Origin of the sequence: Streptomyces sp. ATCC 21386, assembly GCF_018728545.1 — a bacterium.
Taxonomy (GTDB): domain Bacteria; phylum Actinomycetota; class Actinomycetes; order Streptomycetales; family Streptomycetaceae; genus Streptomyces.
In genome coordinates, this window is sequence record NZ_JAAVVL010000001.1 from 3,619,771 (window position 1) to 3,646,557 (window position 26,787).

General features: G+C 71.0%; 18 protein-coding genes and 3 pseudogenes. 10 read left to right on the plus strand and 11 right to left on the minus strand.

Annotated features, from left to right (window positions below):
• Positions 1-136 precede the first annotated feature (136 nt).
• Positions 137-2,986, plus strand: coding sequence for an RNA helicase (locus GWK25_RS15800; protein ID WP_215450859.1), 2,850 nt, complete (start codon positions 137-139; stop codon positions 2,984-2,986).
• A gap of 198 nt (positions 2,987-3,184) precedes the next feature.
• On the opposite strand, the pseudogene GWK25_RS15805 reads toward GWK25_RS15800, so the two are convergent.
• The 4 genes and pseudogenes from GWK25_RS15805 to GWK25_RS15820 all read right to left on the minus strand — a co-directional run.
• A pseudogene (locus tag GWK25_RS15805) lies at positions 3,185-4,177 on the minus strand (amidase family protein); the annotation flags it as partial.
• Between the two features lie 33 nt (positions 4,178-4,210).
• Positions 4,211-5,894: pseudogene (locus GWK25_RS15810) on the minus strand (biotin carboxylase N-terminal domain-containing protein); the annotation flags it as partial.
• Complete coding sequence (locus GWK25_RS15815) at positions 5,891-6,532, minus strand: urea amidolyase associated protein UAAP2 (RefSeq protein WP_215450860.1); 642 nt, start codon at positions 6,530-6,532, stop codon at positions 5,891-5,893. The pseudogene GWK25_RS15810 and the gene GWK25_RS15815, both read right to left, overlap by 4 nt.
• Positions 6,529-7,353 carry an urea amidolyase associated protein UAAP1 gene (locus tag GWK25_RS15820; RefSeq protein WP_215450861.1) on the minus strand — a complete coding sequence of 275 codons (825 nt, stop codon included), beginning with the start codon at positions 7,351-7,353 and terminating at the stop codon, positions 6,529-6,531. Before GWK25_RS15820 ends, GWK25_RS15815 begins: the two co-directional genes overlap by 4 nt.
• A 191-nt stretch (positions 7,354-7,544) precedes the next feature.
• Between GWK25_RS15820 and GWK25_RS15825 the strand changes: the two genes are divergently transcribed.
• The 6 genes from GWK25_RS15825 to GWK25_RS15850 all read left to right on the plus strand — a co-directional run bounded on the left by GWK25_RS15825 (position 7,545) and on the right by GWK25_RS15850 (position 13,183).
• Complete coding sequence (locus tag GWK25_RS15825) at positions 7,545-8,180, plus strand: TetR/AcrR family transcriptional regulator (RefSeq protein ID WP_215450862.1); 636 nt, start codon at positions 7,545-7,547, stop codon at positions 8,178-8,180.
• Positions 8,181-8,492: 312 nt separating this feature from the next.
• Positions 8,493-10,151, plus strand: a complete 1,659-nt coding sequence (locus GWK25_RS15830; RefSeq protein ID WP_215450863.1) for a sensor histidine kinase KdpD — start codon at positions 8,493-8,495, stop codon at positions 10,149-10,151.
• On the plus strand, positions 10,148-10,555 hold the full coding sequence (locus GWK25_RS15835; RefSeq protein WP_033531682.1) for a roadblock/LC7 domain-containing protein: 408 nt from the start codon (positions 10,148-10,150) through the stop codon (positions 10,553-10,555). Before GWK25_RS15830 ends, GWK25_RS15835 begins: the two co-directional genes overlap by 4 nt.
• A complete protein-coding gene (locus GWK25_RS15840) occupies positions 10,552-11,001 on the plus strand; it encodes a DUF742 domain-containing protein (RefSeq protein WP_215450864.1) in 450 nt (149 codons plus the stop codon). Before GWK25_RS15835 ends, GWK25_RS15840 begins: the two co-directional genes overlap by 4 nt.
• A complete protein-coding gene (locus tag GWK25_RS15845; RefSeq protein ID WP_215450865.1) occupies positions 10,982-11,620 on the plus strand; it encodes an ATP/GTP-binding protein in 639 nt (212 codons plus the stop codon). The genes GWK25_RS15840 and GWK25_RS15845 overlap by 20 nt, the downstream gene beginning before the upstream one ends.
• Before the next feature lie 96 nt (positions 11,621-11,716).
• On the plus strand, positions 11,717-13,183 hold the full coding sequence (locus GWK25_RS15850; RefSeq protein ID WP_215450866.1) for a cytochrome P450: 1,467 nt from the start codon (positions 11,717-11,719) through the stop codon (positions 13,181-13,183).
• 8 nt (positions 13,184-13,191) lie between these two features.
• On the opposite strand, the gene GWK25_RS15855 is transcribed toward GWK25_RS15850, so the two are convergent.
• From GWK25_RS15855 to GWK25_RS15870, 4 genes and pseudogenes are all read right to left on the minus strand, one after another.
• Complete coding sequence (locus GWK25_RS15855) at positions 13,192-14,157, minus strand: RluA family pseudouridine synthase (RefSeq protein ID WP_215450867.1); 966 nt, start codon at positions 14,155-14,157, stop codon at positions 13,192-13,194.
• A 78-nt stretch (positions 14,158-14,235) separates the two neighbouring features.
• Entirely contained in the window at positions 14,236-15,147 is a 912-nt protein-coding gene (locus GWK25_RS15860) for a hypothetical protein (RefSeq protein ID WP_251829843.1), read from the minus strand.
• Positions 15,148-15,369: 222 nt separating this feature from the next.
• Positions 15,370-15,516: pseudogene (locus GWK25_RS43500) on the minus strand (hypothetical protein); the annotation flags it as partial.
• A gap of 473 nt (positions 15,517-15,989) precedes the next feature.
• Entirely contained in the window at positions 15,990-17,507 is a 1,518-nt protein-coding gene (locus tag GWK25_RS15870; RefSeq protein ID WP_215450870.1) for an amino acid permease, read from the minus strand.
• A 407-nt stretch (positions 17,508-17,914) separates the two neighbouring features.
• Here GWK25_RS15870 and GWK25_RS15875 point away from each other — a divergent pair, with 407 nt between their 5' ends.
• Entirely contained in the window at positions 17,915-18,763 is an 849-nt protein-coding gene (locus tag GWK25_RS15875; protein WP_215450871.1) for an N-formylglutamate amidohydrolase, read from the plus strand.
• On the opposite strand, the gene GWK25_RS15880 is transcribed toward GWK25_RS15875, so the two are convergent.
• From GWK25_RS15880 to GWK25_RS15890, 3 genes are all read right to left on the minus strand, one after another.
• Entirely contained in the window at positions 18,750-20,270 is a 1,521-nt protein-coding gene (locus GWK25_RS15880) for a serine hydrolase (RefSeq protein WP_251829844.1), read from the minus strand. The two genes, GWK25_RS15875 and GWK25_RS15880, sit on opposite strands and share 14 nt — an antisense overlap.
• Positions 20,271-20,549: 279 nt before the next feature.
• Positions 20,550-21,395 carry a siderophore-interacting protein gene (locus GWK25_RS15885; RefSeq protein ID WP_215450873.1) on the minus strand — a complete coding sequence of 282 codons (846 nt, stop codon included), beginning with the start codon at positions 21,393-21,395 and terminating at the stop codon, positions 20,550-20,552.
• Between the two features lie 171 nt (positions 21,396-21,566).
• Positions 21,567-22,496, minus strand: coding sequence for a 5'-3' exonuclease (locus GWK25_RS15890; protein WP_215457391.1), 930 nt, complete (start codon positions 22,494-22,496; stop codon positions 21,567-21,569).
• Positions 22,497-22,874: 378 nt separating this feature from the next.
• Between GWK25_RS15890 and GWK25_RS15895 the strand changes: the two genes are divergently transcribed.
• A complete protein-coding gene (locus GWK25_RS15895; RefSeq protein WP_308404243.1) occupies positions 22,875-24,044 on the plus strand; it encodes a betaine/proline/choline family ABC transporter ATP-binding protein in 1,170 nt (389 codons plus the stop codon).
• Positions 24,037-26,649, plus strand: a complete 2,613-nt coding sequence (locus GWK25_RS15900; RefSeq protein ID WP_215450874.1) for an ABC transporter permease/substrate binding protein — start codon at positions 24,037-24,039, stop codon at positions 26,647-26,649. Before GWK25_RS15895 ends, GWK25_RS15900 begins: the two co-directional genes overlap by 8 nt.
• The last annotated feature ends 138 nt before the right edge of the window (positions 26,650-26,787 follow it).

Below are 26,787 nucleotides of genomic sequence, written 5' to 3' on the forward strand. Positions count from 1 at the left end.
CACGCAGGCCCCCGGATTTACCAACAGCGTCCGGCATCCCGGGTGGGGCCCACCGCCGTCGTACGTCCGTGCGTTCGCCGTGATTCCTTTTCGGACGGCGGACGGTCCTGATCTCGACGGTGCCACGATCCGGATAATGATCGTCCTGTTGTCAGTGGGGCCCGGTACGCTCGAAAGCACGATGACAGAGGACCTCTCACCGGCCGAGCGGTACGCGGCAGCACGTAGGCGCGCTGCCGAGCAGGCCACCGCGCTCGCCTCCTTCCGCGAGATGTACGACTTCGGTCTCGACCCCTTCCAGATCGAGGCCTGCCAGGCGCTGGAGGCGGGCAAGGGCGTCCTGGTGGCCGCCCCCACCGGCTCGGGCAAGACGATCGTCGGCGAGTTCGCCGTCCACCTCGCCCTGCAACAGGGCAAGAAGTGCTTCTACACGACACCCATCAAGGCCCTGTCGAACCAGAAGTACGCCGACCTGTGCCGCCGTTACGGCGCCGACAAGGTCGGTCTGCTCACCGGTGACAACAGCGTCAACTCCGAAGCCCCCGTGGTCGTGATGACCACCGAGGTGCTGCGGAACATGCTGTACGCGGGCTCCCAGACCCTCCTCGGCCTCGGGTACGTCGTCATGGACGAGGTGCACTACCTCTCCGACCGCTTCCGGGGCGCCGTCTGGGAAGAGGTGATCATCCACCTTCCCGAGTCGGTCACCCTGGTCTCGCTGTCCGCCACCGTGTCGAACGCCGAGGAGTTCGGCGACTGGCTGGACACCGTGCGCGGCGACACCGACGTGATCGTCTCCGAACACCGGCCGGTGCCGCTGTTCCAGCACGTGCTCGCCGGACGGCGGATGTACGACCTGTTCGAGGAGGGCGAGGGCAACAAGAAGGCCGTCAACCCGGACCTGACCCGGATGGCGCGGATGGAGGCCAGCCGGCCCTCCTTCCAGGACCGTCGGCGCGGCCGCGCCATGCGCGAGGCCGACCGTGAGCGCGAGCGCAGACAGCGGTCCAGGATCTGGATCCCGAGCCGCCCCGAGGTCATCGAACGGCTCGACTCCGAAGGTCTGTTGCCCGCCATCACCTTCATCTTCAGCCGCGCCGCCTGCGAGGCCGCCGTCCAGCAGTGCCTGTACGCGGGCCTCCGGCTGAACGACGACGAGTCCCGGCACGAGGTGCGCGCCCTCGTCGAGGAACGCACCGCCTCCATCCCCCGCGAGGACCTCCACGTCCTCGGCTACTACGAGTGGCTGGAAGGCCTGGAACGCGGCATCGCGGCCCACCACGCGGGCATGCTGCCGACGTTCAAGGAGGTCGTCGAGGAGCTCTTCGTACGCGGCCTGGTCAAGGCCGTGTTCGCCACCGAGACCCTCGCGCTCGGCATCAACATGCCCGCCCGCTCGGTGGTGTTGGAGAAGCTCGTCAAGTGGAACGGCGAGCAGCACGCCGACATCACCCCCGGTGAGTACACCCAGCTGACGGGGCGTGCGGGCCGGCGCGGCATCGATGTCGAGGGCCACGCGGTGGTGCTGTGGCAGCGGGGCATGAACCCCGATCACCTCGCCGGGCTCGCCGGCACCCGGACGTACCCGCTGCGCTCCAGCTTCAAGCCGTCGTACAACATGGCGGTCAACCTGGTCGAGCAGTTCGGGCGGCATCGCTCGCGCGAGTTGCTGGAGACCTCGTTCGCGCAGTTCCAGGCCGACAAGTCGGTCGTCGGGATCTCCCGGCAGGTGCAGCGCAACGAGGAGGGCCTCGAGGGCTACCGGGAGTCGATGACCTGTCACCTCGGGGACTTCGAGGAGTATGCGCGCCTCAGGCGGGACCTCAAGGACCGCGAGACCGAGCTGGCCAAGCAGGGGGCCGCGCAGCGGCGCGCCGAGGCCGCCGTCGCGCTGGAGAAGCTCAAGCCAGGCGACGTCATCCATGTGCCCACGGGCAAGTACGCCGGGCTCGCGCTGGTCCTGGACCCCGGGCTGCCCGCCGGGCGGTCCAACGGCCACCGGGGTTTCGAGCACCACGACGGGCCGCGCCCGCTGGTGCTGACCGCCGAGCGGCAGGTCAAGCGGCTGGCGTCGATGGACTTCCCGGTGCCGGTGGAGGCGCTGGAGCGGATGCGGATCCCGAAGTCGTTCAACCCGCGTTCGCCGCAGTCGCGCCGGGATCTGGCGTCGGCGTTGCGCACCAAGGCCGGGCATCTGGTGCCGGACCGGCACCGTAAGCGGCGGGCCGCCGCCGCGGACGACCGTGAGATCGCGCGGCTGCGCGCCGAGCTGCGGGCGCATCCGTGCCACGGGTGCAGCGACCGTGAGGACCACGCGCGGTGGGCCGAGCGGTACCACCGGCTCAAGCGGGACACCGCGCAGCTGGAGCGGCGTATCGAGGGCCGTACGAACACGATCGCGCGGACCTTCGACCGGATCGTCGCCCTGCTCACCGAGCTGGACTATCTGCGAAGCGACGAGGTCACCGAGCACGGCAAGCGGCTCGCCCGGCTCTACGGCGAGCTGGACCTGCTCGCCAGTGAGTGTCTGCGCGCGGGTGTGTGGGAGGGGCTCGGGCCCGCGGAGCTCGCGGCGTGCGTCTCGGCGCTGGTCTACGAGGCGCGCGTCGGCGACGACGCGATGGCGCCGAAGCTGCCGTCCGGGAACGCCAAGGCCGCGCTCGGGGAGATGGTGCGGATCTGGGGGCGGCTGGACGCGCTGGAGGAGGAGTTCCGGATCACGCAGAGCGAAGGGGTCGGGCAGCGGGAGCCGGATCTCGGCTTCGCCTGGGCCGCGTACATGTGGGCTTCGGGGGCGGGGCTGGACGAGGTGCTGCGGGAGGTGGAGATGCCGGCGGGTGACTTCGTGCGGTGGTGCAAGCAGGTGATCGATGTGCTTGGCCAGATCTCCGCGGCGGCGCCCGCAGGGTCGACCGTGGGGAAGAGTGCGCGTAAGGCTGTGGACGGGGTGTTGAGGGGGGTTGTGGCCTACTCGTCGGTGGGGTGAGGCTTCGCCGGGCGGGGGAGTGGGATGGGGTCGGTTGTCGGACGGGCGCGGGTGAGTGGGGGATCTCGCGCACTTCCCCGCGCCCCTGAAGGCTTGTCGGGCTTCTGGCGTGGTTCCCCGCGCCCCTGAAGGCTCATGGGGCTTCTCGCTTGGTTCTCAGCGGCCCGTAAAGACATCCGCCTGGCCGTGCGGTCCGGTTCAGCGGGTTGTGTAGTTGCGCCAGCCTCCGTACTTCGTGATGTCCTCGGTGCCTCTGAGGGCTGACGGTTCGCAGAGGAAGCCTGGGGTTCGGGTGCCGTCGGCGAGTTCGACGGTGCCCAGGGTCATGGGGCGGGGGAGGGTCGTCAGGAGGCGGCCCAGGCCCTCTGGCGGGAGGCGCCAGACCTCCGCCTCGATCGGGGCGCCGCCCTCGCCGACATGGACCAGGCCGGGTTTCGGCGGGGTCGTGCGCAGGGCGTGCAGGCGGTAGACGGGGGCCGTTGTGGTGGTTCGTTCCAGTCGGGCGCCCAGGGACAGCAGTTGGGGGTTCAGGGGCTGGCCCGCGAGGTGGGCGCCCACCACCGCCAGGCGGGTCTCCGGCTGGAGTACGGAGGCGAGGCGGGCCAGGCGGCCGTCCGTGAAGGCCGGGCCGATCAGCATCACGCCGAAGGGGTGACCGTTCACCTCACCGGCGGGGACGGCCACCGCCGCCAGGTCGAAGAGGTTCGTGGAGTTGGTGAAGCGGCCGAGGCGGGCGTTGGCGCCCAGCGGGTCGGCGGCCACCTCGGCGAGTGTGGGGTGGCCCGGTGTCGTCGGCAGCAACAGGGCGTCCGCGTCGGCCAGTTCGGCGAGCGCGCGGGTGCGCAGGGCGGACAGTCGGTCCTGGTCGGCGAAGAGCCGGTGGGCCGGGATGTCCCGGGCCCGGGTGATGATGCCCGCGACGGTGGGGTCCAGGGAGTCCACACCGTCCGCGACGGCCTTGTCGACGAAGTCGCCGACCGCCGTGTAGCGCTCGGCCACGAAGGCGCCCTGGTAGAGCATGGCCGCCGCCTCGGTGAACGGGGTGAGGTCGAGGGTCCGTACGTCCGCGCCCGTGGCCTGCAGACGGGTGACGGTCGCCTCGAACGCCTCCGCCCAGCCCTCGTCGAGTTCGCCCAGCTGAGCGGGTGTGGGGACCGCTACGCGCCAAGGGCCCGGGGTGCGCGCGGGGAGGGACTTTTTTTTTTTTTTTCAGATGTGTATAAGAGTCAGGTCCGTGGTCGGCCGGGGCACCGACGGCCAGTACGGCTCCGGCGGGTACCGTCACCGGTTCCCACCGGGGGACCGGTGCGCCGTCCACGGTCACCGGTGCGGGCGCGCCCGTCACGCAGACCGTGGTGGCGTGGGTGAAGCGCAGGGTGGGCCCCTGCAGGGTGCATTCGAGGCCGGGGGCGCCCTCGGGGTTGCCCAGCGCCAGGTTGCCGAGGCGGAAGGACAGGTCGTCCATGGGGCCGCTGGGCGGGACGCCGACCTGCCAGTGTCCGGTGCGGCCGGGCCAGTCCTGCACGGTGGTGAGCGTGCCGCCGGAGACGACCTCGATACGGGGCGTCGGGTCGCAGACGGCGGCGAGGGTCACGGTGGTGTGGTCGGCCCGTCGGAAACCGGGGTCGGTGAGGGCTGCCCGGAGCTGGCCCAGGTTCGTCTCGATGCCGTCGACGCGGGTCCTCGCCAGCGCCTCGTCCAGCCGCCGCAGGGCGTGGGCCCGGTCGGAGCCGTACGCGACGAGCTTCGCCAGCAGCGGGTCGTACGACGCCGTGACCTCGGTGCCCGTCTCCGCCCAGCCGTCGACGCGGACGCCCGGCGGGAACTCGACCCGGGTCAACAGGCCCGCGCTCGGCCGGTGCTCGCGGCAGGGGTCCTCGGCGTAGATCCGGGCCTCGACGGCGTGGCCGCGCGGCTGGCCCGGGGCCCGGACCACGGCGGTGTCGCCGCGGGCCAGGCGCAGCATCCAGGCGACGAGGTCGACGCCGTAGACCTCCTCGGTGACCGGATGCTCCACCTGGAGGCGGGTGTTGACCTCCAGGAAGTACGCCTCCTCGCGTGTGGCGTCGTACACGAACTCGACCGTCCCGGCGGAGCGGTACTCGACGCTCGCGCACAGGTCGCGGGCGGCGGCGGTCAGCCGTGCGCGCACGTGGTCGGGCAGGCCGGGGGCCGGGGCCTCCTCGACGACCTTCTGGTGGCGGCGCTGGAGGGTGCAGTCGCGGTCGCCGAAGGTGACGACGAGGCCGTCGCCGTCGCCGAAGACCTGCACCTCGACATGGCGGGCCCGCTCGACGAACCGTTCGAGGTAGACCCCCGAGGACGTCGTGGCGAAGGAGGCGGCGGCGACGCGCCGCACCCGCTCCCAGGCCTCGGTGAGTTCGTCGGCGGATCGACATGCCGACATACCGATACCGCCGCCCCCGCCGGTGGCCTTGAGCATCACCGGGTAGCCGATCTCCGAGGCACGGCCGAGGGCCTCGTCGAGCGAGGCGAGCAGGTCGGTGCCGGGCAGGAGGGGCACGCCCGCGGCCTCGGCCGCCGCCCGCGCGGTGTGCTTGGCGCCGAACAGCTCCAGCTGGTCGGGGGTGGGGCCGACGAACACGATGTCCGCCTCCTCGCAGCGGCGCGCGAATTCCGCGTCCTCGGAGAGGAACCCGTACCCGGGGTGGAGGGCGCCCGCGCCGGTGTCCTTGGCGGCCTTCAGGACCAGGTCCGCGTCGAGGTACGACTCCTTCGCGGGCGCCGGGCCGAGCCGTACCGCCTCGTCGGCGAGCCGGACGTGGGCGGCGGAGCGGTCGGCGTCGGAGTACACCGCGACCGTGCGCAGGCCCAGTTCGCGGGCGGTTCGGATGATCCGGACGGCGATCTCGCCCCGGTTGGCGACCAGCAGCGTGTCGAAGGTCATGAGCCCGCTCCGGTGGTCGTCTCTTCTGCGGCCGCCGGCACCCGGCCGGCGATCGTCACCTGGACGGCCGTCGGGTCGAAGCCGTTGCAGGGGTTGTTGATCTGGGGGCAGTTGGAGACCAGGACGAGCACGTCCCGCTCGGCGCGCAGAGTGAGGGCGAGGCCGGGGGCGGAGATCCCGTCGACGATGCCGAGGGTGCCGTCCTGCTCGACCGGGACGTTCATGTACCAGTTGATGTTCGACACCAGATCGCGTTTGCCGAGGCCGTGCCTCGCGCCCTCCGCGAGGAAGTTGTCCACGCAGGCGTGCTGCGACCAGGTGTGGTGCCCGTACCGCAGGGTGTTCGACTCCTTGGAGCAGGCGCCGCCGACCGTGTCGTGCCGGCCCACGTCGTCGGCGGTCACGGTCATCAGCGGGGTGTGTTCGTTCGACATCAGCACGCTGCCCGTGGTGAGGAAGATGCCGCCCTGGGAGTGGATCGTGTCGGGCGCGCTGTAGCGGACGGCCGTGTCGTGGGCGTCGTACACCAGGAAGTCGACGGCCTGGTTGCCGTGCAGGTCGGTGAGGGTGAGGGTCTCGCCGGCGCGGATCACCGACGACCAGGCGGCGCGGGCCGGGACCACGGTGCTCGTGCTCATGCGCTCCCCCTCGCGGTGAGGAACTCGGCGGTGTTCAAGAAGGCCCGGCGGCCCTCGGGCGTGGCGTCCCAGAGGGGGTCGCCGGGCTCGGTCGGCCGGGCACGCCAGGCGAGCACCTCCAGGGGGGTGCTGACGTACTCGGGGCGCGGGTCGGCCGGGTGCGGCACATTGGCGATCAGCACGGTCACGTCCTGCTCGGTGCGCAGGGTCACGGCGGTGCCGGGGCCGGCGGAGCCGGTGAAGTCGAGGGTGCCGTCCTCGCGTACCCGTACCCCCTGGAAGAAGGAGAGCGAGGGCGGGAGGTCGCGGGGTTCCAGACCGTTCTTGGCGGCGGCCAGTTTGAACAGTTCCCGCCCGGCGGGGGAGGCGGAGTGCGGGGTGCCGTCCCCGTACCGCTCGGTGTTGCGTACGAGGGTGGAGGTGCCGCACAGCGCGTCGTGGCGGCCCGAGGTGTCGGCGACCACCGAGGCCAGGACCCGGCCCTGGTCGGACAGGAGCAGGACGCCCTCGCCCAGGTAGGCGTTCCACTGGACCTTGACGGTGTCGGCCACGTTCAGCCGCTCCCAGGGGCGGTCGGCGTGGTGCAGCAGCAGATGGGCGCAGGCGTCGCCGCGCAGGTCGGTCAGCCGGAGCTCGGTGCCGCGGGCGAGCACCCGGTGCGTGTAGTTGCCGCCCGCCACCGTCTCGGCCCAGACCAGCCGTGCGGGCTCGCAGGGAGGGGCGGGCCAGTCGCTCGCGGGCACCACGGGCATGGACTCGGCCGAGGAGCCCTCCTGGGCGCGGGCGTGATCACGTGCTCCGTACGTCGTCGATGTCGCCATCGTGGGACCTCCGGGTGCGGCGTGTATTTCTGTCGTGCGACAGAAATTAGGAGCGGGGCGCGTCCGTGCCATGTCCCTCGCGTTGCCGGGTGGTTACCGCCCCCTCACGATGATCGTGCCCGGTCGGGGGCCGGGGAACAGGGCGATCGGCCTGAGCCGGAGTCCGGGTGCCGTGTGCGAGGATCGAACACATGGGAAGCGCGGGCGGCGGCGGTGGGCGGCGGGTCGGCAGACCGCGTGCCGAGGGGCGGTCGGAGAGCGGACTGTCGCCCCGGGACGAACTGCTCGACGCAGCGGCCGAGTTGTTCACGACGCGGGGGTACGCGGCCACCACCACCCGGGCCGTCGCCGAGCGCGCCGGCATGCGGCAGGCGTCCATGTACCACTACGTCTCCGGCAAGGAGGAACTGCTCGCCGAGCTGCTGGAGTCCACGGTCGCACCGTCGCTGACCTGTGCTCGTGACCTCCTGGCCCGGGACGCCGTCCCGGCCGAGGAGCGGCTGTGGGAGCTGTGCCGCGCCGACGTCGCGCTGCTCTGCGGCGGCCCGCACAACCTCGGCGGCCTCTACCTCCTGCCGGAGGTCCGTGCCGAACGCTTCGCGGGCTTCCATGCCGTACGGGCCGAACTCAAGGACGCCTACCGGCAGTTGATCGCCGCGACGGTCGTGGGCGGGACGCTCGCGAAGAGCGAGCTGGAGCTGCGGACGGATCTCGTCTTCGGGTTGATCGAGGGGGTCATCCTCGTCCACCGCTCGGAGCCCGAGCGCCCCGTCTCGTTCTTCGCGGAGGCGACGGCGGACGCCGCGCTGCGCATCGTCGGAGTCTGACCTTCACCCTGTCAAGAGGCTCTTCTCGCATGCCTGTTCGCCGTTACTCGGTGTGTGCGAACCGCGACCCGGCGTGTAAATGACCAGAGCGTACTCCTTGCGCGAGGGTGATTTCAGGCGGTTGCTGAATATGACACAGCGATGATCCGGTCGGACTAAGCTCGCCCGCAGCGCACCGAGTTGAGATGTATTCGGGCGCTTGTTCCAAAAAATACCGAAGATCCAGTTTGATTCGCGGATGAACCCGAGCAACCTCCAGCAACTCCCCGCAAGTCCCCCGACCAACAGCCGAACCGTCTTTAGAGGGCATACATGGTGAGTGTTCAATCGCCTCCCGGTGGCCGTGAACTTCCCTACGCGCGCGTGCTGCCGCTACCGGCGATACTGATGGCCGCGGCGACCGGGACCACCGTCTTCCTGGTGACGGGTCCGGCCCGGCTCGCCGTCGGCTCGTGCGGAGCCGTCGCGACGCTCCTGCTGCTCACGGTCGCCGTCGTCGCGGTCCGCGGCGGCCGTCGTACGGTCCGGGAACTGCGCGCCGAACAGCAGCGCCGGACCACCTTCCTCGAACAGCGGATCGCCGCCCACGACGAGGAGTTCATCCGGCTGGGCAAGGAGATCCTGCCCGCCGCGCTGTACCGGCTGCGCACCGGAGAATCCCCCTCAGAGGTGATTCGTCACGTCGTCGACGGTGACGCCGAGTGGCGCGAACTTCCGGAATCCCAGCGCGAATTGCTGCGCATCCTCCTCACCATCGTCGACCGCGAGGAAGCACTGCGCGACTCCTCGCAGCGGTCGTTCGTCAACATCGCCCGCCGCGTCCAGGCGATCGTGCACCAGCAGAACAACGAACTCCGCGAGATGGAGGAGGACCACGGGCGCAACCCCGAGGTCTTCGACGACCTGCTGCGCATCGACCACGGCACCGCCCTGATCGGCCGTCTCGCCGACTCCATCGCCGTCCTCGGCGGCAGCCGTCCCGGCCGCGTGTGGTCCCGGCCCGTGCCGCTCTACAGCGTGCTGCGCGGCGCCATGTCCCGCATCCTGGAGTACCGCCGCATCGAGCTCGAATCGATCGCCAAGGTCAACGTCAACGGCGTCGGTGTCGAACCGGTCATCCACGCCTGCGCCGAACTCCTCGACAACGCCACCCGCTACTCGCCGCCCCACACCAAGGTGCACGTCACCGCCGTGGAGGTGCAGACCGGCATCGCCATCGAGATCGAGGACGGCGGCATCAGCCTCAGCGAGGAGAGCCGGGCCAAGGTCGAGGACATGCTCGCCAAGGCCCAGCAGGGCGTGGACATCCAGGAGATGGGCGACACCCCGCGCCTCGGCCTCGCCGTCGTGGGCCGTCTGTCGACCATGTACAAGATGCACGTCTCGCTGCGGCCCTCCGCCTACGGCGGCGTCCGCGCCGTGATCATCGTGCCCCGCGACCTGCTGACCGACGAACCCGCCCCCGGCCTCGCGCACGGCATCGGCGCCGGCGCCGTGACGACCATCGACAACGGCGGCGTCCCGGGCCCCGACCGCAAACCCAAGCGCCGTCGCCCGACCACCGGCCCGCGGATCCCGAGCTCCGCGGAGGAGATGAGCCGGGACATGGAGGACGACGTTCCCGTCGTCACCGAGTGGACCGCCAACGGCCTGCCGCAGCGCCGCAGCCGCAGCAAGATCCCGCTCAGCCAGCGCTACGCCGAGGCCGCCGCCGCGGAGGCCGCCGCCGAGGCCGCCATGGCCGCCGCCCCCGTGTGGCAGCCGGAGCCCGAGCCGGAGAAGGAACTGCCGCCGCCCGGCATGTGGGTCGAGGCGTTCATGGCCGGGCTCAAGGGCGACCCCGACCCGAACGCCCGACGGAACCCGGACGACCCGACGGCGTCCACCGCAGCCATCGTGAGCAACGACGCTCTCACCGCGAACACCGAGCCGGCCCGCACCGAGGCCGACGACGAGGGGGACCTCAAGTGATCCAGCAACGAGCCAATTTCGACTGGCTGCTGAAGGATCTGGCCGACGGCGTACCCGGTATCCAGCAGATCGTCGTGCTCTCCGCCGACGGTCTTCGGATCGCCCGCCACGGTGGTGACCCGGACGCCGCCGACCGGGTCGCCGCCGCCTGCGCGGGACTGCAGAGCCTGGCCGGCGCCGTGGCCGGTGAGATCCCCCAGAGCGACGGCCACATGCGGATGGTCATCATCGAGATCAACGGCGGCTACTTCTACATGATGGCCGCCGGTGCCAACGCCTACCTCGCGGTCCTCGCCAACGAGGTCGCCGAACCCGGCCTGATGAGCAACCGCATGCGCGACCTCGTCGACCGGATCGGCTCCCACCTCACCAGTCCGCCGCGGCGCAACGGGCAGACCGTATGACGCCTCCGCAACGCCGACGGCGCCAGCCCAACCACGAGCCCTCGCCCCCGCCACCTCCGCTGCCCCAGCCGTCCTCGTCCTCCTCGCAGGCCGAGGGCGAGGAACCCGGGGGCGAGTCGGGCGGTCGCCCGCCCGAGCGGCTCTACATCCTCACCGGCGCGGAGGGCGAGCGAGCCCCGATCGACCTTGTCACGTTAATCGTGGCGCGCGCCGATCCGCCGCCGTCCGCCGCTCCTGAGCAGTCGGCGTTGCTCCGGATCTGCCAGGCCCCCCTGTCCGTGGCCGAGATCTCGGCCTATCTCAACCTGCCGATCAGCGTGGTGACCGTCCTGCTCACCGAGCTGCTGACGGCCGAACTGGTTCAGGCACGCGCACCGGTCGTCCGGCAGGCGCGGGCGGACCGTTCCCTCCTCGAAGCGGTGATGCATGGACTTCAAAAGCTCTGACACCATCACGGGTCCACGGACCGAGGACCACCTGCCGCACACCGCACAGGCAGCGGCGAAGATCGTGATCGTGGGCGGTTTCGGCGTCGGCAAGACGACCATGGTGGGGTCCGTCAGCGAGATCAGGCCGCTGACGACCGAGGAGACCATGACCCAGGCCGGCATCGGGGTCGACGACAACTTCGGCTCCAAGTCCAAGACGGCCACCACCGTGGCCATGGACTTCGGCCGCATCAGCATCACGGACGAGCTGGTGCTCTATCTGTTCGGCACCCCCGGACAGGAGCGCTTCTGGTTCCTGTGGAACGGCCTGTTCGAGGGTGCCCTCGGGGCGGTCGTCCTGGTCGACACCCGCCGGCTGGAGGTCAGCTTCGACGTCATGGGCCGCCTGGAGGAGCGCGGTGTGCCCTTCGTCGTCGCCGTCAACGACTTCCCGGACGCGCCCCGCTACGCCATCGAGGAGCTGCGCCAGGCCCTCGACCTGGCCGAGGAGATCCCGATCATCCGCTGCGACGTACGCCGCCGGGCGTCCAGCCGGGACGTCCTGATGACTCTCATGACCTTCCTGCACTCCCTGGCGATGTCGGGGGCGGCGGGACCGGGAGCGGCCACGGCCTGACCGGCGCGCGCCCGCGCGCGCCAGGCGCTTTGCGTCGCCTCCCCGCACTTCCCTCACCTTCAGACACCGGATCCACCTCAGTTCGGAGCGAGCACCGTGACGCCTGAATCAAAGTCCCTGACCGGCACGGACGACCCCACACTCGGGCCGCCCCCCGGTTGCCCCGCCCACGGCACGGGCCCCGGCGGGCTCCGCCGTCTGTACGGCCCCGAGGCGGAGGACCTGGGAGCCGTGTACGAGAAGCTCCGCGCGGAACACGGCCCGGTGGCCCCCGCCCTGCTCCACGACGACGTACCCATCTGGGTGGTGCTGGGGCACGGCGAGAACCTGCACATGGTGAGCACGCCGTCGCAGTACTCCCGGGACACCCGGCTCTGGAACAAGCTCCAGGACGGCACGTTCAAGCCCGACAACCCGCTGATGCCGCACATCGCGTGGCAGCCGATCTGCTGCCACGCCGAGGGTGACGAGCACCTGCGGCTGCGCGGCGCGGTCACCGGCGCCATGTCGACCATCAACTTCCGGGGCATCCGCCGCAGCATCAACCGCTACACCCAGCAGCTCGTCAACGAGTTCTGCGAAGAGGGCGAGGCGGACCTCGTCAGCCAGTTCGCCGAGCACCTGCCGATGGCGGTGATGTGCGAGATCCTCGGCATGCCCGAGGAGTACAACGAACGGCTGGTGCACGCGGCCCGCGACATGCTCAAGGGCACCGAGACGGCCATCGCCAGCAACGCCTACATCATGGATGCCCTGATGGGGCTCACCGCCCGCCGCAGGTCCAACCCCCAGGAGGACTTCACCAGTCACCTGATCAACCACCCGGCCAAGCTCAACGACGAGGAGGTGAGCCAGCACCTGCGCGTCGTGCTCATCGCCGCGTACGAGGCCACCACCAACCTCCTCGCCAACGTGCTGCGGGTGGTCCTCACCAACCCCGGGTTCCGCGCCCAGCTCAAGGGCGGCCAGATGACGGTGCCCGAGGCGGTCGAGCAGTCCCTGTGGGACGAGCCCCCGTTCAGCACCCAGCTCGCCTACTTCGCCAAGCAGGACACGGAGTTGGGCGGTCAGCGGATCCGAAAGGGCGACGGTCTGCTCTTCGGTATCGCACCGGGCAACGTCGACCCGCGGGTACGGCCCGATCTCACCGCCAACATGCAGGGCAACCGCTCCCACCTCGCCTTCGGCGGCGGCCCGCACGAGTGCCCGGGCCAGGACACGGGCCGAGCCATCGCCGACGTCGGTGTCGACGCCCTCCTGGCGCGTCTTCCGGACATCCAGCTCAACTGCGAGGAACACGAGCTGCGGTGGCGGGCCTCGATCTCGACCCGGCATCTCGTCCGGCTTCCGGTGCGCTTCGAGCCGAAGGACAAGGAGGTCCTGGAGCCGCGGCCCCTCGGCCGTCCGGTGCCGGCCCAGCGTGAGGGCCAGAGGGCCACTGTGGCGAGCCCGCCGCCCGGGTGCCCCGTCTCCGGGACCGCGCAGCCGGCGCCGGCGACAGCCCAACCGCCCGCCCGTCCCGGGCTCCTGCGCCGCGTGCTGCTGTGGCTGAGCGGCCGATAGCCACCCCCTCAGGCCCGGGCGTCGTACGGTGTGCCCGCCCACTCCTCGTACGACGCCCACGCCTGAAGCACCCGCCCGCTCACGAACCGGTGCTCGCGCCCCGTGACCGGATCGGTGAACTCCAGCGTCCGCGCCAGCAGTTGCAGCGGGCGTCTGAAGTCGTCGGCCGGCACGGGGTCGCGCACGTCCGGGTACAGCGGGTCACCGAGGATCGGTACGCCCACTGCGGCCATGTGCACCCGCAGTTGATGCGTCTGCCCGGTGCGGGGCGTGAGCCGATAGAGGGCCAGGCCGTCGTCCCGGTGCCGCAGCAGCTCCACCCCGCTGACGGCGTTGGGTTCGCCCTCGACCTCTCGGGCCGCCATGACCCCGCGCTCCTTCACGATCCGGCTGCGCACGGTGCGGGGAAGGGCTAGCTCCGGGTCGTACGGGGCGACGGCCTCGTACTCCTTGGCGACGAGGCGGTCGCGGAACAGCGACTGGTAGGCGCCGCGCTCCTCGGGGCGCACGGTGAACAACAGCAGCCCGGCGGTGAGCCGGTCCAGCCGGTGGGCGGCGCTCAGCGCGGGCAGCCCCAGCTCACGACGGAGCCGGGCGAGCGCGGTCTCGGTGACATGGCTGCCGCGAGGTGTCGTGGCCAGGAAGTGCGGCTTGTCGGCCACGACGACGTGCTCGTCGCGGTACACGACGTCCAGCGCGAACGGCACCGGCACCTCGTACGGCAGGTCCCGGTGGAACCACACGTACATGCCCGGCACATACACTGTGTCCCGCGGCACGGGCCGCCCGTCGGCGCCCACGATCAGTCCCGCGTCCAGCATGCCGTCGATCACGCCCGGCCCGGCCGCGAGCCGCTCCACCAGGTGATCGCGTACGGTCGCCCACGCCGTCCCCTGCGGCAGCCTGACCCGCACCGGATCGATGCCGTCGCGCTGCGGCAGCGGGGAAGGGGGGACCGGACTCTTGCGTCTCATCACGGTCAAGCGTACGAGGGGACCGGACGCGCCGGTGCGGTCCGGTCCCTCTTCCGGGCAGGCCTTCGGGCGATGGCGTCAGGCGGCGCACCGGTAGCGATCGGTGTCCTCGTGCCAGTGGTAGGAGCCCGCGGCCCAGCCCTGGATGGCCCGGGCGTGGCGCAGGACGGCGCGCTGGGTGTGCTGGTTCGTACGCAGGTCGTGCAGAGCCTGCGGAAGGTCCGACCTGACCGTCTCCTCCAGCGTCCTGACCCGCCCCGTCAAGATGCGGTTGACGAGCGAGACGGCCTCGTGGAGGGGGACGCCGTGCAGTTCCTGGGTGACGCGCACGATGTTGTTCCTGGCGACGCCTTCGCGCACTTCCTTGGGGTAGGACACGATGTCGTTGTGCAGGTCGACGGTGTCGCGGAACGCGTTGATCAGTACGGAGAAGGGACGGGTGGCGCGGATGTCCTCGGTTATCTCCCAGCCGAGCGAGTGCTCCATCAGCAGCGCGCTGCACCCGGCCGCGCCGTAGTCACGGCGCATCTCCGTCTGCTCGATGAGGTCGGGGAACCGAGGGCGGGTGAGGTTCTCCGTCTCCCACAGCGAGGCTTCCAGGAACTGTCGGAGCGATCTGGTGTACAGGAACTGCCACGAGAGGGATGCCGCGGGGGCGGTGCGCTGCCACAGGTCCGCCAGCGCGCGCTCCAGGGGCTCCTTCGGAGCCGGGCCGGCGGCCGGGACCTGTGCCGCCACCGGCAGGAAGGACATCAGGCGCTCGATGTGGTCGAGGATCTGCTCCCGCTTGCCGAGAGCCTCGCACCAGGGCAGGAAGATGTCGTCGAGGCACCAGATCACGCTGTGCCAGCAGGACAGCAGTTCCAGCTCACGTGCTGATGCGTGTGGATAGGTCAGGGCCGTGAAACGGGTGAAGTCCGCCCGGTCGAAGACCTCGGCACTCCACCCGCCGTGGTGCGAATCGGTGTGCTGCGGTTCGAGTAATCCCATGGAGTACGCCCACGCGCGAACACGTGGACGGGTCTCTTCCAAGTGAGGGTTCACCCTGGCCGGGAACGGCATGTAGAACGAGGGTATCTGGAAGGTGTCCGCCACGGCTGCCTCCTGTCTGTGACGACGTGCCTCTGCACCGCCCTCTGTCCTGGTCGACGGCGTACAAGCCGCCACCAGGCCTTGAATGACGCGCTGTGCTCCCTGTGCCGCGTCGGCGGGCGCCGCCGACCGGCGTACGAACCGGGCTTGCTGGTCGTGCCGGCGGAACCGGTCGAACGGGGCCTGGCTGCCCGCGTGCCGGGCGGTGTCGTCGGCCGTGAGCTTCGAGGTGACATACGGACGGTGCAGAAAATCCGTGATCACCATCGCCGCGACCGAGCCGTCGGTGACCAGGCCGTGAATCGCCCCGCCTTCCTCTGGACGCTCTCCGGGGAATTGACCTTCCAAACCACCATCCGCTCCACGTTGTCCCGCGTCAACCTCGGCGGACCGTCCGGAGGCGCGAGCAGGGAAGCCCTATGATGATTTGTCAATCGTTTGGCTTGAATTTGGGGCGGGAGCTGCGAAAACAGGCCACTCCCTGCGAAAGGTGTATGACACACCGTCGGACGCTCTCTCATTCCGGCCCCCTGGGTGCGGCGGCAACCCGCCCTGGCAGCCCACCACTTCGCACCATGCGCTGGCTTCAGGGCGGCTGAAAGGGCGTACGACCCCGGCGCATGGAGCGGCCCTCGGCCCCGCCCTGCCCGGCGCGCCGTCTGTGCCGGGCCTGTGTGCCGGGCGGGCGGACGGTGCGGTGCCGAGGCGGGACGGGGTGTTGGTGCGCAGCGGGACGAGCGTCAACCGGAGGGTGTGCGGTGCTTGTGGAGGAGGTGGTACGCGGTACCCGCGGCCATCGTGGCCAGGAGGAACAGGACCGTGAACCACTGGAACCACCAGTGGCCGCCGGCCGGGTCGTAGACCTCCGCTCGGGGCCAGGCCAGGTTGACGGTCATGAAGAGGCCGTAGAGGAGGGCGAGGGCGTTGACGGGAATGCCCCAGCGTCCCAGGGAGAACAGGGGCTTGCCGGTCTCGTCGGTGCCGGCGGTGGGGAACGTGCCCTTCAGCCGACGGATCAGGAGCGGACCGGTGACCATCGCGTACGCCAGGTACAGCATCACGATGCAGGTCGTGCCGATGGCCAGGAACGCCTCCGGTGAGGCGAAGTTGAGGAGCAGCAGGGCGGCGGCGAGGACACCGACGACCACGGCGGGGGCGGTGGGCATGCCGGTGCGGGGGTTGACCTCGGCGAGCCGTGCGGCGAAGGGGAGCCGGCCGTCGCGGGCCATCGAGAAGAGCATGCGGCAGGCCGACGTCTGGATCGCGAGTGTGGCCACGATGATCGCCACCACCACGTCCGCGAGCAGGAGGCGGCCCACGCCGTCACCGAGGCTGCTGGTCAGCACATAGCTCAGGCCGTCCACGCCGAGCCTGCCGTCGGTCAGGCTCGGCGCGGCGAGCAGACCGCCGAGCACGAGCAGACCGCCGAGCAGACCGGCCGCGCCGAGGGCCGTGAGGATCGTGCGGGGCGCGGTGCGGCGGGGGTTGTGGGTCTCCTCGCTCATCTCGCCCGCGCTGTCGAAGCCGATCATCACGTACGCCGCCATGAACGAGCCCACCAGCAGGGCCCCCAGCAGATCGGTACTGCCCTCGGCCATGTGGAACGTGATGCCGGGGGTGCGCTCGGAGTGGGTGAGGAGCAGGACGACGATCAGGATCGCGCCGATGATCTCGGCGGTCACGCCCACCCGGTTGACCACGGACAGCACCCGGTTGTCGAGGACGTTCACGATGGTCGTGAGGACCAGCAGGAGCACGCCCAGGACGGCCGCGTTCGCCGCCCCCGTCGACGACGTGGGTGCCGGGTCGCCGCCCACGAACTGGAAGCCCGACCAGATCGCCGGCAGCACCATCTGGAGCGCGAGCGCGGCCGCCGCGACCACCACGATCTGTCCGATCACCATGATCCAGCCGGCGAACCAGCCGAAGGTCCGGTTGGACAGGCGCGAGGACCACTGGTAGATCGAGCCCGATATCGGGTAGCGCGCCGCGAGTTCCGCGAAGCAGGCGGCCACCAGCAGCTGGCCGACGAGCACCGCCGGCCAGGTCCAGAAGAAGACCGGGCCGCCGAACGCGTATCCGAAGGCGAAGAACTGGAAGACGGTCGTGAGGACCGAGATGAAGGAGAAACCGGCGGCGAACGAGGCGTATCTGCTCAGGCTGCGGTGCAGTTCCTGGCGGTAGCCGAACTCGGTCAGGGAGCGGTCGTCGGGGGAGTGGGGTGGCTCCGGACGGAGTTCGGGGGCGGTGCTCGTCATGGCGGCAACCTGCTTTCGCAACAAGCGGCGCGAGCCTTCGCGCCCGGGGGGACGCGAGCTCTCGCGCACGAGCGCGCGCATTCCTGTCGGGCGACAGAAATTAGGGGAGGCCTGTGTCGCGCGCGTCACGCGACCGTGTCCGGGGCGAGCCCAAATCCTCACGACCGTGGCAGGGGTGGAGGGTCGGGACAAGGCGCGGCCGAGCCACGCTCAACAACGCCCGGGACGCGGGCCCGGGCCATGCGCGAAGGCCCGGAGGCGGCGGTCCGGTTGCGGTGCGAAGGCCGCGGTGCGGTCGTGGAGCGCGCCCGGACGGGTGCCGCGGTGGGGCCGGTGGAGCGTCGCTTCTATGCTGAGCGGCTGCGGGCGGCCGGCCCGCCCCGACGACCGCGGTGAGGAACCTCCGGATGAACGACGCGTCGCCGCCCTGCCACCTGCTCCACCCGGGCGCTCCCGAGTCGCCCGTGCTGCTGCACGTGCCGCACGGTTCGCGCGCGATCCCGGCCGCCGTACGGAGCGGGATCGTGCTCGACGACACCGCGCTGGCCCGGGAGTTGGACCACATCACCGACGCGTACACGGACCGCATCGCCGAGTCGGCCGCCGGGCGGTCTGCCGTGCGCCCGTGGCGGTTCGTGAACCGGTGGTCCCGGCTCGTGGTCGACCCCGAGCGGTTCCCGGACGAGCGGGAGGAGATGCTGGCCGTGGGCATGGGCGCCGTCTACACGCGGACCACGCACGGCGAGGTGCTGCGTCCGGCCGACCACGACGGTCTGCCCCTCGACGGGAGCGGGAGGTCGCTCGTCGAGGGCTACTTCCGTCCCTACGCCGACGCCATGACCGACGCCGTCACCGACCGGCTGGCGGCCGCGGGGCGGGTGGTGGTCGTCGACGTCCACTCGTACCCGAGCGAGCGTCTGCCCTACGAGCTGCACGGCGACGGTCCCCGCCCGCCCGTCTGCCTGGGCACCGATCCGTTCCACACTCCGGCCGGGCTGCTCGCCGCCGCCGAGGAGGTGTTCAGCGGGTTCGGTGGGACGGGCGTCGACAGCCCGTTCCGGGGCGCGTACGTCCCGTTGAAGTACTACGGGCGGGACCCCAGGGTGAGCGCCCTGATGATCGAGATCCGCCGGGACCTCTACATGGCCGAACCGGGCGGGGCGCCGGGCCCGGGGGTGGTGGCGCTCGCGGAGGCTCTGGCGCGGCTGGTGGACCTCCTCCCCGGCCTGCTCGCGGAGCTGCTCACGGACGTCTGAAGGTCCCCAGCCCGTTCGCGTCGAACGCCTCGATCGTCACCGAGGTCGCCCGGCCGTTCTCGTCGCCCTTGAAGGTCACGCCCGAGGGGCCGGTCGCGCTCTCGCCCACGGTCTCGAAGAAGAAGGTGTCGCCGTCGTAGTGGGTCAGACGGAACGTCATGGGCCGGGGGCCCAGCCGCAGTGTCAGGTCGCCGCCCGCCTCGGTGACCGTGAGGGGACCGTAGTACGCGTTGGCGTAGGTGCCGGTGTAGGCGGAGTCGGCGCGGGCGTCGGAGGCGTCGGCCGGAGGCTCGGAGTAGTCGGTGGGGGAGCGGAGTTCGTCGGCCTCCTGCTCGTAGATCCCGGCGGCCAGGTCCAGCCAGTCCTCGGTCGGCTTGCCGTGCTGCGCCGTGTCGAAGAAGTTCAGGGCGACGGCGTCCGCGAGGCCGACGGGGGAGCCGTTGGTGAGGACGACGATGCCGAGCTGTTCGCCGGGGAGCATCGTGACGTTGGTGTGGGCGCCGAGGGCGAACGCGCCGGTGTGGCTCAGCCGGAGGCGGCCGTCGTCGTTGTAGGAGACGTTCCAGCCGAGGCCGTAGAAGCCGGTGCGGCCCGCCGGCGCGGGCGGCGGCTGGGAGACGGTCTGGGGGACGTGGGTGCGTTCGAGGGGGTCGGCGGCGATGATCCGGTCGCCCTCCAGATCGCCGATCGCGAGCTGGAGCCGCAGCCAGCGCGCGAGGTCGCGGGCCGAGGAACTGGCGCCGCCCGCCGGGGCCTGGGCATCGGCGTCCCGGACGTACGTCGCCTCCCAGTCGGTGGTGTCGCCGCCGTCCGAGCCCTCTTCGCGGACGTGGGTGAAGGCCTTGTTGTTCGTGCCCTCGTAGTCGCTGAAGCGGGAGCTGGTGGCGTCCATGCCGGCCGGGTCGTAGAGGAGGTCCTCGGAGAGCTGCTCCCAGGTCGTCCCGGCGGCGTCGGCGACGGCCTGCCCCGCCGCCGTGAAACCGAAGTTGGTGTACGCGTAGCTCGCGCGGAACGGGGTCAGAGGCTCCAGCCGGAGGCGGTCGAGGATGTAGTCCTGGTCGCAGCCGAGGTCTTCCAGGAGATCGCCGGCGTGGTCCGGGAGGCCGGCGCGGTGCGAGAAGAGGTCGGCCAGGGTGACGTGGTCGGTCACCCACGGGTCCTTGAGGGCGAAGCCGGGCAGGTGCTCGGTCACCGGGTCGTCCCAGTCGACGGTTTTGTCGCCGACGGCCTCGGCGACCACCGTCGAGGCCAGCGGCTTCGACAGGGACGCCAGCTGGAACACCGTGTCCGCGTCGACCTCGGCGTCCTGGCCGACGTGCCGCTTGCCGTAGCCCTCTAGGTGGACCACCCGGTCCTTGTGGACGACGGCGACCGCGACGCCCGGCACCCCGGTCCGGTCCATGCCGCGCTCGACGAGGCCGTCGACGGCCTCGACGGCCCGGTCGACGTCCTCCTGCGTGAGCTGGGGCGGCGGCTGCGGCGGGGGCGCGGCCGGGGCGGTGCCCATGCCGTACGGGACGCCGCCGAGGACCAGCAGCGACGAGACCACGGTGACCGCGCCCCAGGTCCTGCTTCTGCACCGGGCCCTGCCTCCGCCCCGGGCCCTGTTTCCGGCCCGGGTCCGGTCTCCGCGGCGTGCCCTCGTGTGCCGAACAGCCATGTGTTCATTCAAACGGGTGAACCGGGCTTTGTCCTGGGGAAGTCGCCCGGCCCGGTCACGGGGCGTCCCGGGGAAGCCGCGCGCCCGACAGGGCCGGGCAAGCGGTGGGGGCGTCGGGCCGTGGGGTCACACCGTCGCGGGCGGGCTCTCCTGCTCGGCCTCCACGCGGGCGTTCCACTCCTTCTTCGAGGCCTGCCAGCCGTCCTCGTCGTGGCCGAGGCGCCAGTACCCGGAGACGGACAAGTCCTCGCGGGGGACGGCCAGTTCGACGCGGAGCAGCCGGCGCAGCTCCTTGACGAAGCCGGCCTCGCCGTGGACGAAGGCGTGCAGCCGGCCCTCGGGGAACTCCAGCGCACGTACGGCCTCGACGAGGGCCTCGCCCACGGGACGGTCGCCGCGGTGCAACCAGACCACCTCCACATCGGAGTTGATCTTCTGTTCCTCCTCGGCGCCGGCGACCTCGACGATCGCGTGCGCGCGGGCGCCGTCGGGAAGGGCCTCCAGCGAGGCGCCGATCGCCGGCAGGGCGGACTCGTCACCGACGAGGAGGTGCCAGTCGGCCTCCGGGTTGGGCGCGTACGCGCCGCCGGGGCCCAGGAAACGGATCAGCTCGCCCGGCTGGACACGGGTGGCCCACGGACCGGCGATGCCCTCGTCGCCGTGCAGCACGAAGTCGAGGGTCAGCTCGCGCAGTTCGGGGTCCCAGGCGCGCACGGTGTACGTCCGGGTCACCGGCCACCGGTCCCGGGGGAACTCCGCGCGGATCCGCTCGATGTCGAAGGGCTCCGGGTAGGTCACACCCTCGGGGCCGAACAGGAGTTTCACGTAATGATCGGTGCTGCCGCGCAGGGAGAACTCGGCGAGGCCGTCGCCACCGAGTACGACGCGCTGCATGTGCGGAGTGAGCCGCTCGGTGCGGACGACTCGCGCGGTGTGGGGCTTCGGGGTCCTGCGTTCCGGACGCTCTGCCATGACGGCCTCCCAAATACCTAGATAAGGCTTACCTAAGTTACCATCTCCCCCTGATGAACACCCCATGCTCGGAGCGTGTGGAGGACTTCTCGATGTGAATCGCGCCTCAGAGCCCTCACTACCGAAGTGTCACCCCACCCTCCGGCGTACGCCCCCTCCGAGGCGCACTTCTCATGTTCCGAGCGTCGCCAGGAGCCTCTGCAGCGATCCGCCGAGCCCCCAGCGCGCCGCGAGCGCCTCCAACGCCGCCGGATCCCGCGGTTCGCGCGGCAGTGCCGTGTCGACGTCCGGCAAGGGTACGTCGGCCGCCACCAGGACCACCTTGGGCGCGACCGCGACATAGGCCCGCGCCTCGTCGAGCCTCTTGCGCTGCGACGGGGTCAGTTTCGCCGCCGGGTCGTCGACCGCGGCCATGATCCCGGCCAGGTCGCCGAACTGGTCGAGCAGCTTCGCCGCCGTCTTCTCGCCGATGCCCGGCACACCGGGCAGGCCGTCGCTCGGGTCGCCGCGCAGCAGGGCCAGGTCCGCGTACCCGCGCCCGACCACCCCGTACTTCTCGCGCAGCCACGCCTCGTCGGTGAGCTGCAGTGTGCCCACGCCCTTCAGCGGATAGAGCACCCGTACCTGGCGCTCGTCGTCGACCAGTTGGTACAGGTCGCGGTCGCCGGTGACGATGTCGACCGGGTCCTTCGCCCGGGCCGTGAAGGTGCCGATCACGTCGTCCGCCTCGTACCCGGCGACGCCCACGCGCGCGATGCCGAGCGCGTCCAGCACCGCCTCGATGACCGGCACCTGCGGCGAGAGGGTGTCCGGCACCACCTCCTCGTCGGGTCCGACCTCGTGCTCCTCGGCGACGCGGTGCGCCTTGTAGGAGGGGATGAGGTCGACCCGCCACTGCGGCCGCCAGTCGGCGTCCATGCAGGCCACCAGGTCCGTCGGCCGGTGGTCCTTGACCAGCCGGTCGATGAATTCGAGGAGCCCGCGCACGGCGTTCACCGGGGTGCCGTCCGGGGCCTTCACGGATTCCGGCACCCCGAAGTAGGCGCGGAAGTACAGCGAGGCGGTGTCGAGGAGCATCAGGCGTCGGGTCACGCCCCGCATCATGCCGTACACCACGGACACAGGGCCTCGCGCAACAGCCGACGGCCCCGACGCGACCGCGCGCCGGCCCCGACCCCGGTGCGCACGGGCCCGCACCTGACCGCGCGCCGCCCCGGTGCCCGCTACCGCACGGGCCCCGACGTCGCAGCGCGTGCGCCCCGTGGAGGTGTTCGGTGAACGCCCCTGGCCTGCGGTGAACGCCCTGTGAAGCGGACCACGGCCGCGTTTCGCCCGGTCGGGCCCGGGCAGGCGCGGCCCCGGAGCAGCGCCGGCCGTGGTGTCGACACCACGCGCCGGGCGGGCCGATCCCGCCGCGCTCCACGGTCGGCCTGCGGGCGGGGGAGGCGGGCCGTTTCGTCGCTATCGCAAGAGGTGCATGTGTCAGCCAGGGAGTCATCCAGACTCGAAGCCGAGGGCCTGTTCAAGGTCTTCGGCAGACGACCCGACGACGCGGTGGACCGGCTGAGGTCCGGCGCCGACCGTGAGGAACTGCGCGCCGAGGGCACCACCGCCGCCGTGATCGACGCCTCCTTCACGGTGGAGCCGGGCCAGATCTTCGTCGTCATGGGCCTGTCCGGGTCCGGCAAGTCCACGCTGCTGCGCATGCTCAACGGGCTTCTGGAGCCCACCGCGGGCCATGTCCGCTTCGGCGGCCGGGACCTGACCGCGATCGACGACCGTGAACTGCGGGCGGTGCGTGCCACCGGCATCAGCATGGTCTTCCAGCACTTCGCGCTCTTCCCCCACCGCAGCGTCCTGGAGAACGCCGCCTACGGCCTGGAGGTCCAGGGCGTGCCGCGCGCCGAACGGCTGCGACGCGCCACCGAGGCGCTGGCCCTGTGCGGCCTGGCCGGCTGGGAGAAGTCCTGGCCCGACGAGCTGTCCGGCGGCATGCAGCAGCGCGTGGGCCTGGCCCGTGCCCTCGCCACCGACGCCGACGTGCTGCTGATGGACGAGTCGTTCAGCGCGCTCGACCCGCTGATCCGCCGTGACATGCAGGACCAACTGCTGGAGCTCCAGCAGACTTTGAAGAAGACCATCGTCTTCATCACGCACGATCTCAACGAGGCCATGCGCCTCGGCGACCGCATCGCCGTCATGCGCGACGGCCGTATCGTCCAGACCGGCACCGCCGAGGACATCCTGATCCGCCCCGCCGACGACTACGTGGCGTCCTTCACCCAGGACGTCGACCGCTCCCGGGTGCTCACCGCCGGGGCCGTCATGGACACCGCCGTACGGGGCGACGAGGCGGACTGCGGCTGCGGTACCGCGACGCCCGACATGTCGTTCGCGGAACTCTGCGCGCTCAGCGCCCGCCTGTCCCACCCGGTCGCGGTGCTCGACCGGAAGGGCGCCCTCGTCGGCGTGGTTCCGCAGCGACGCCTGATCGGCTTCCTCGGCGACCAGGACGGCGGCGAGGGCGGCGGGCACGGCGGCGGGCACGGGCGGGACGGCGCGTACGGGCGGGACGGCGCGCACGCCGCGCCCGTGCCGTGCGACGCCCCGCGCGACAAGGCCGTACGGGCGGTGAAGGCCAGTGCCTAGGATCCACATCGGCGACTGGGTCGCCCACGGCGTCGACTGGCTCCGGGACAATCTCGGGCCGCTCTTCGATCTGATCAAGGTCGTCGTCGAGGTCATGTACGACGCGGCGAACACGGTGCTCACCGCCCCCGACCCGCTGCTCCTGGCCGGCATCCTCGCCGTGCTCGCCCTCTGGCTGCGCGGGCTGCTCCCCGGGGTCCTGGCCTTCGCCGGCCTGGCGTTCATCGACTCGATCGAGCAGTGGGAACCGGCGATGAACTCGCTCGCGCTGGTGCTGGTCTCCTGCGTGATCATCTTCGCCGTCGCGCTGCCCATCGGTATCTGGGCCGCCCGCAGCCGCGCGGTCAGCGGCACGATCCGCCCGGTGCTCGACTTCATGCAGACGATGCCGGCGATGGTCTATCTGATCCCGGGCATCTTCTTCTTCGGGGTGGGGCCGGTGCCCGGCATGGTCGCCACCATCGTCTTCGCGATGCCGCCCGCCGTCCGTCTCACCGAGCTCGGCATCCGGCAGGTCGACGCCGAACTCGTCGAAGCGGCCGAGGCGTTCGGAACCCATCCGCGCCGCACGCTGTGGCGGGTGCAGCTGCCGCTGGCGCTGCCCACGATCATGGCGGGCGTCAACCAGGTGATCATGCTGGCCCTGTCGATGGTCGTCATCGCGGGCATGGTCGGGGGCGGCGGACTCGGCTCCACGGTGTACGACGGCATCAGCTCCGTGGACGTCGGCCTCGGATTCGAGGGCGGTATCGCGGTGGTCATCCTCGCGATCTACCTCGACCGGATGACCGGGGCGCTCAACCAGCGTGTGTCGCCGCTCGGCCGCCGCGCCCTCGCCAAGGCGGGCACGGCCCTCGGCGGCCTGCGTTTCCTGCGCTGGAAGCCGGCCACCCCGGTCGCGATGGTCGGTGTGGTCGTGCTCGCGCTGGTCGCCGGCGGCCTGAACGTCTTCGGCAGGTCGGACGACACCACCGAGGTCACGACGAACGTCGGCCAGGGACGCCCGATCAGCATGGGCTACATCGACTGGCCCGAGGGCGTCGCCTCCACCTACCTCTGGAAGGAGATCCTCCAGCGGCGCGGCTTCACCCCCGAGACCAGGTCGCTGGAGGTCGGCGCCCTCTACAACGGCCAGGCCCAGGGCAGCGTCGACATCCAGACCAACTCCTGGCTGCCGGCCACGCACGCCTCGTACTGGGCGAAGTACAAGGACCGGCTGGAGGACTACGGCAGCTGGTACGACGAGACCTCGCTGGAGATCGCCGTCCCCTCCTACGTCAAGGGCGTGAAGTCCCTCGACGACCTCAAGGGCAAGGGCGATCTGTTCAAGGGGAAGATCTACGGCATCGAGCCCGGCGCGGGCGAGACCAAGCTCTACGAGGACAAGGTCCAGAGTGTGTACGGCCTGAAGGGCGAGTACCAGCTCATCAAGTCCAACACCTCCGCGATGCTGGCCCAGTTGGACCGCGCCTACCAGAAGAAGGAGCCCGTCGCCGTCACGCTCTGGTCGCCGCACTGGGCGTACGACAAGTACGACCTGACCAAGCTGGAGGACCCCGAGGGCGCCTTCGGCGCGGGCGACGGGATCCACACGCTGGGGCGGAAGGGCTTCGCGAAGGACGAACCCCAGGTCGCCCGCTGGCTGAAGGACTTCGAGCTCACCGACGACCGGCTCACCTCCCTCGAAGGCGCCGTCCAGGCCGCCGGAAAGGGGCACCAGGAGGACGGTGTCAGGGCCTGGCTGAAGAAGAACCCCGGGATCGTCGACGAGCTGGCCCCGGTCGCCGAGTCCCGCTACGAGCAGGGCAGGCAGGCCGGTGCCGCGCCGGTCATCGGCTATCCGGCGTGGGACGAGGGCATCGCCGTCACCCATCTCTGGGAGAACGTCCTGGACAAGCGCGGCTACCGGCCGAAGAAGACCAAGCTCGACATCGGACCGCTGTTCACGGGCCTGTCCACCGGTCAGGTCGACGTCGAGTTCGACGCCTGGCTGCCGGTCGCGCAGAAGTCGTACTGGGACAAGTACCGGAACGATCTCGTGGACCTCGGTGCCTGGTACGACAGGACGTCGCTGGAGATCGCCGTCCCGTCGTACGTGAAGGGCGTGCGCACCATGGACGACCTGCGGACGCACAAGGACGAGTTCGACGGGCGGATCGTCGGCATCGAACCGGGCACGGGTCAGATGGTCCGGCTGGAGAACACCGTCATGCCCGCCTACGGGCTGTCGGACTTCAAGCTCACCAAGGCCGGGACGAGTTCGATGCTCGCCGAACTGGACCGCGCCTACGCGAAGAAGGAGCCGATCGCCGTCGTGCTCTGGTCGCCGCACTGGGCGTACGACAAGTACGACCTCACTCGGCTCGCCGACCCCGAGAAGACCTGGGGCGCGAACAACCAGATCCGTACGCTGGCGCACCGGGACTTCCCCGACGAGTACGCGGAGCTGAACGGCTGGCTGAAGAACTGGCACATGACCCCGGACGAGCTGATGAGCCTGGAGCAGGCCGTTCAGAAGGCCGGGCGGGGCCGGGAGGACGAGGGCGTCGAGAAGTGGATCGACGCGCATCCGGGGATCGTCGACGAGATGGCCCCCGTGCAGTGATCGTCGACAGGACGGCCCTGGCGAAGCGGTCGTCGACGAGACGGCCGCGTGGCGGCGGAGTGAGGCGGCCGGGCGCGACTTCCCGAACGGATGAGGGGAGTCGCGTACTGGCGTACGAGTAAAGATCCGGACAACCCT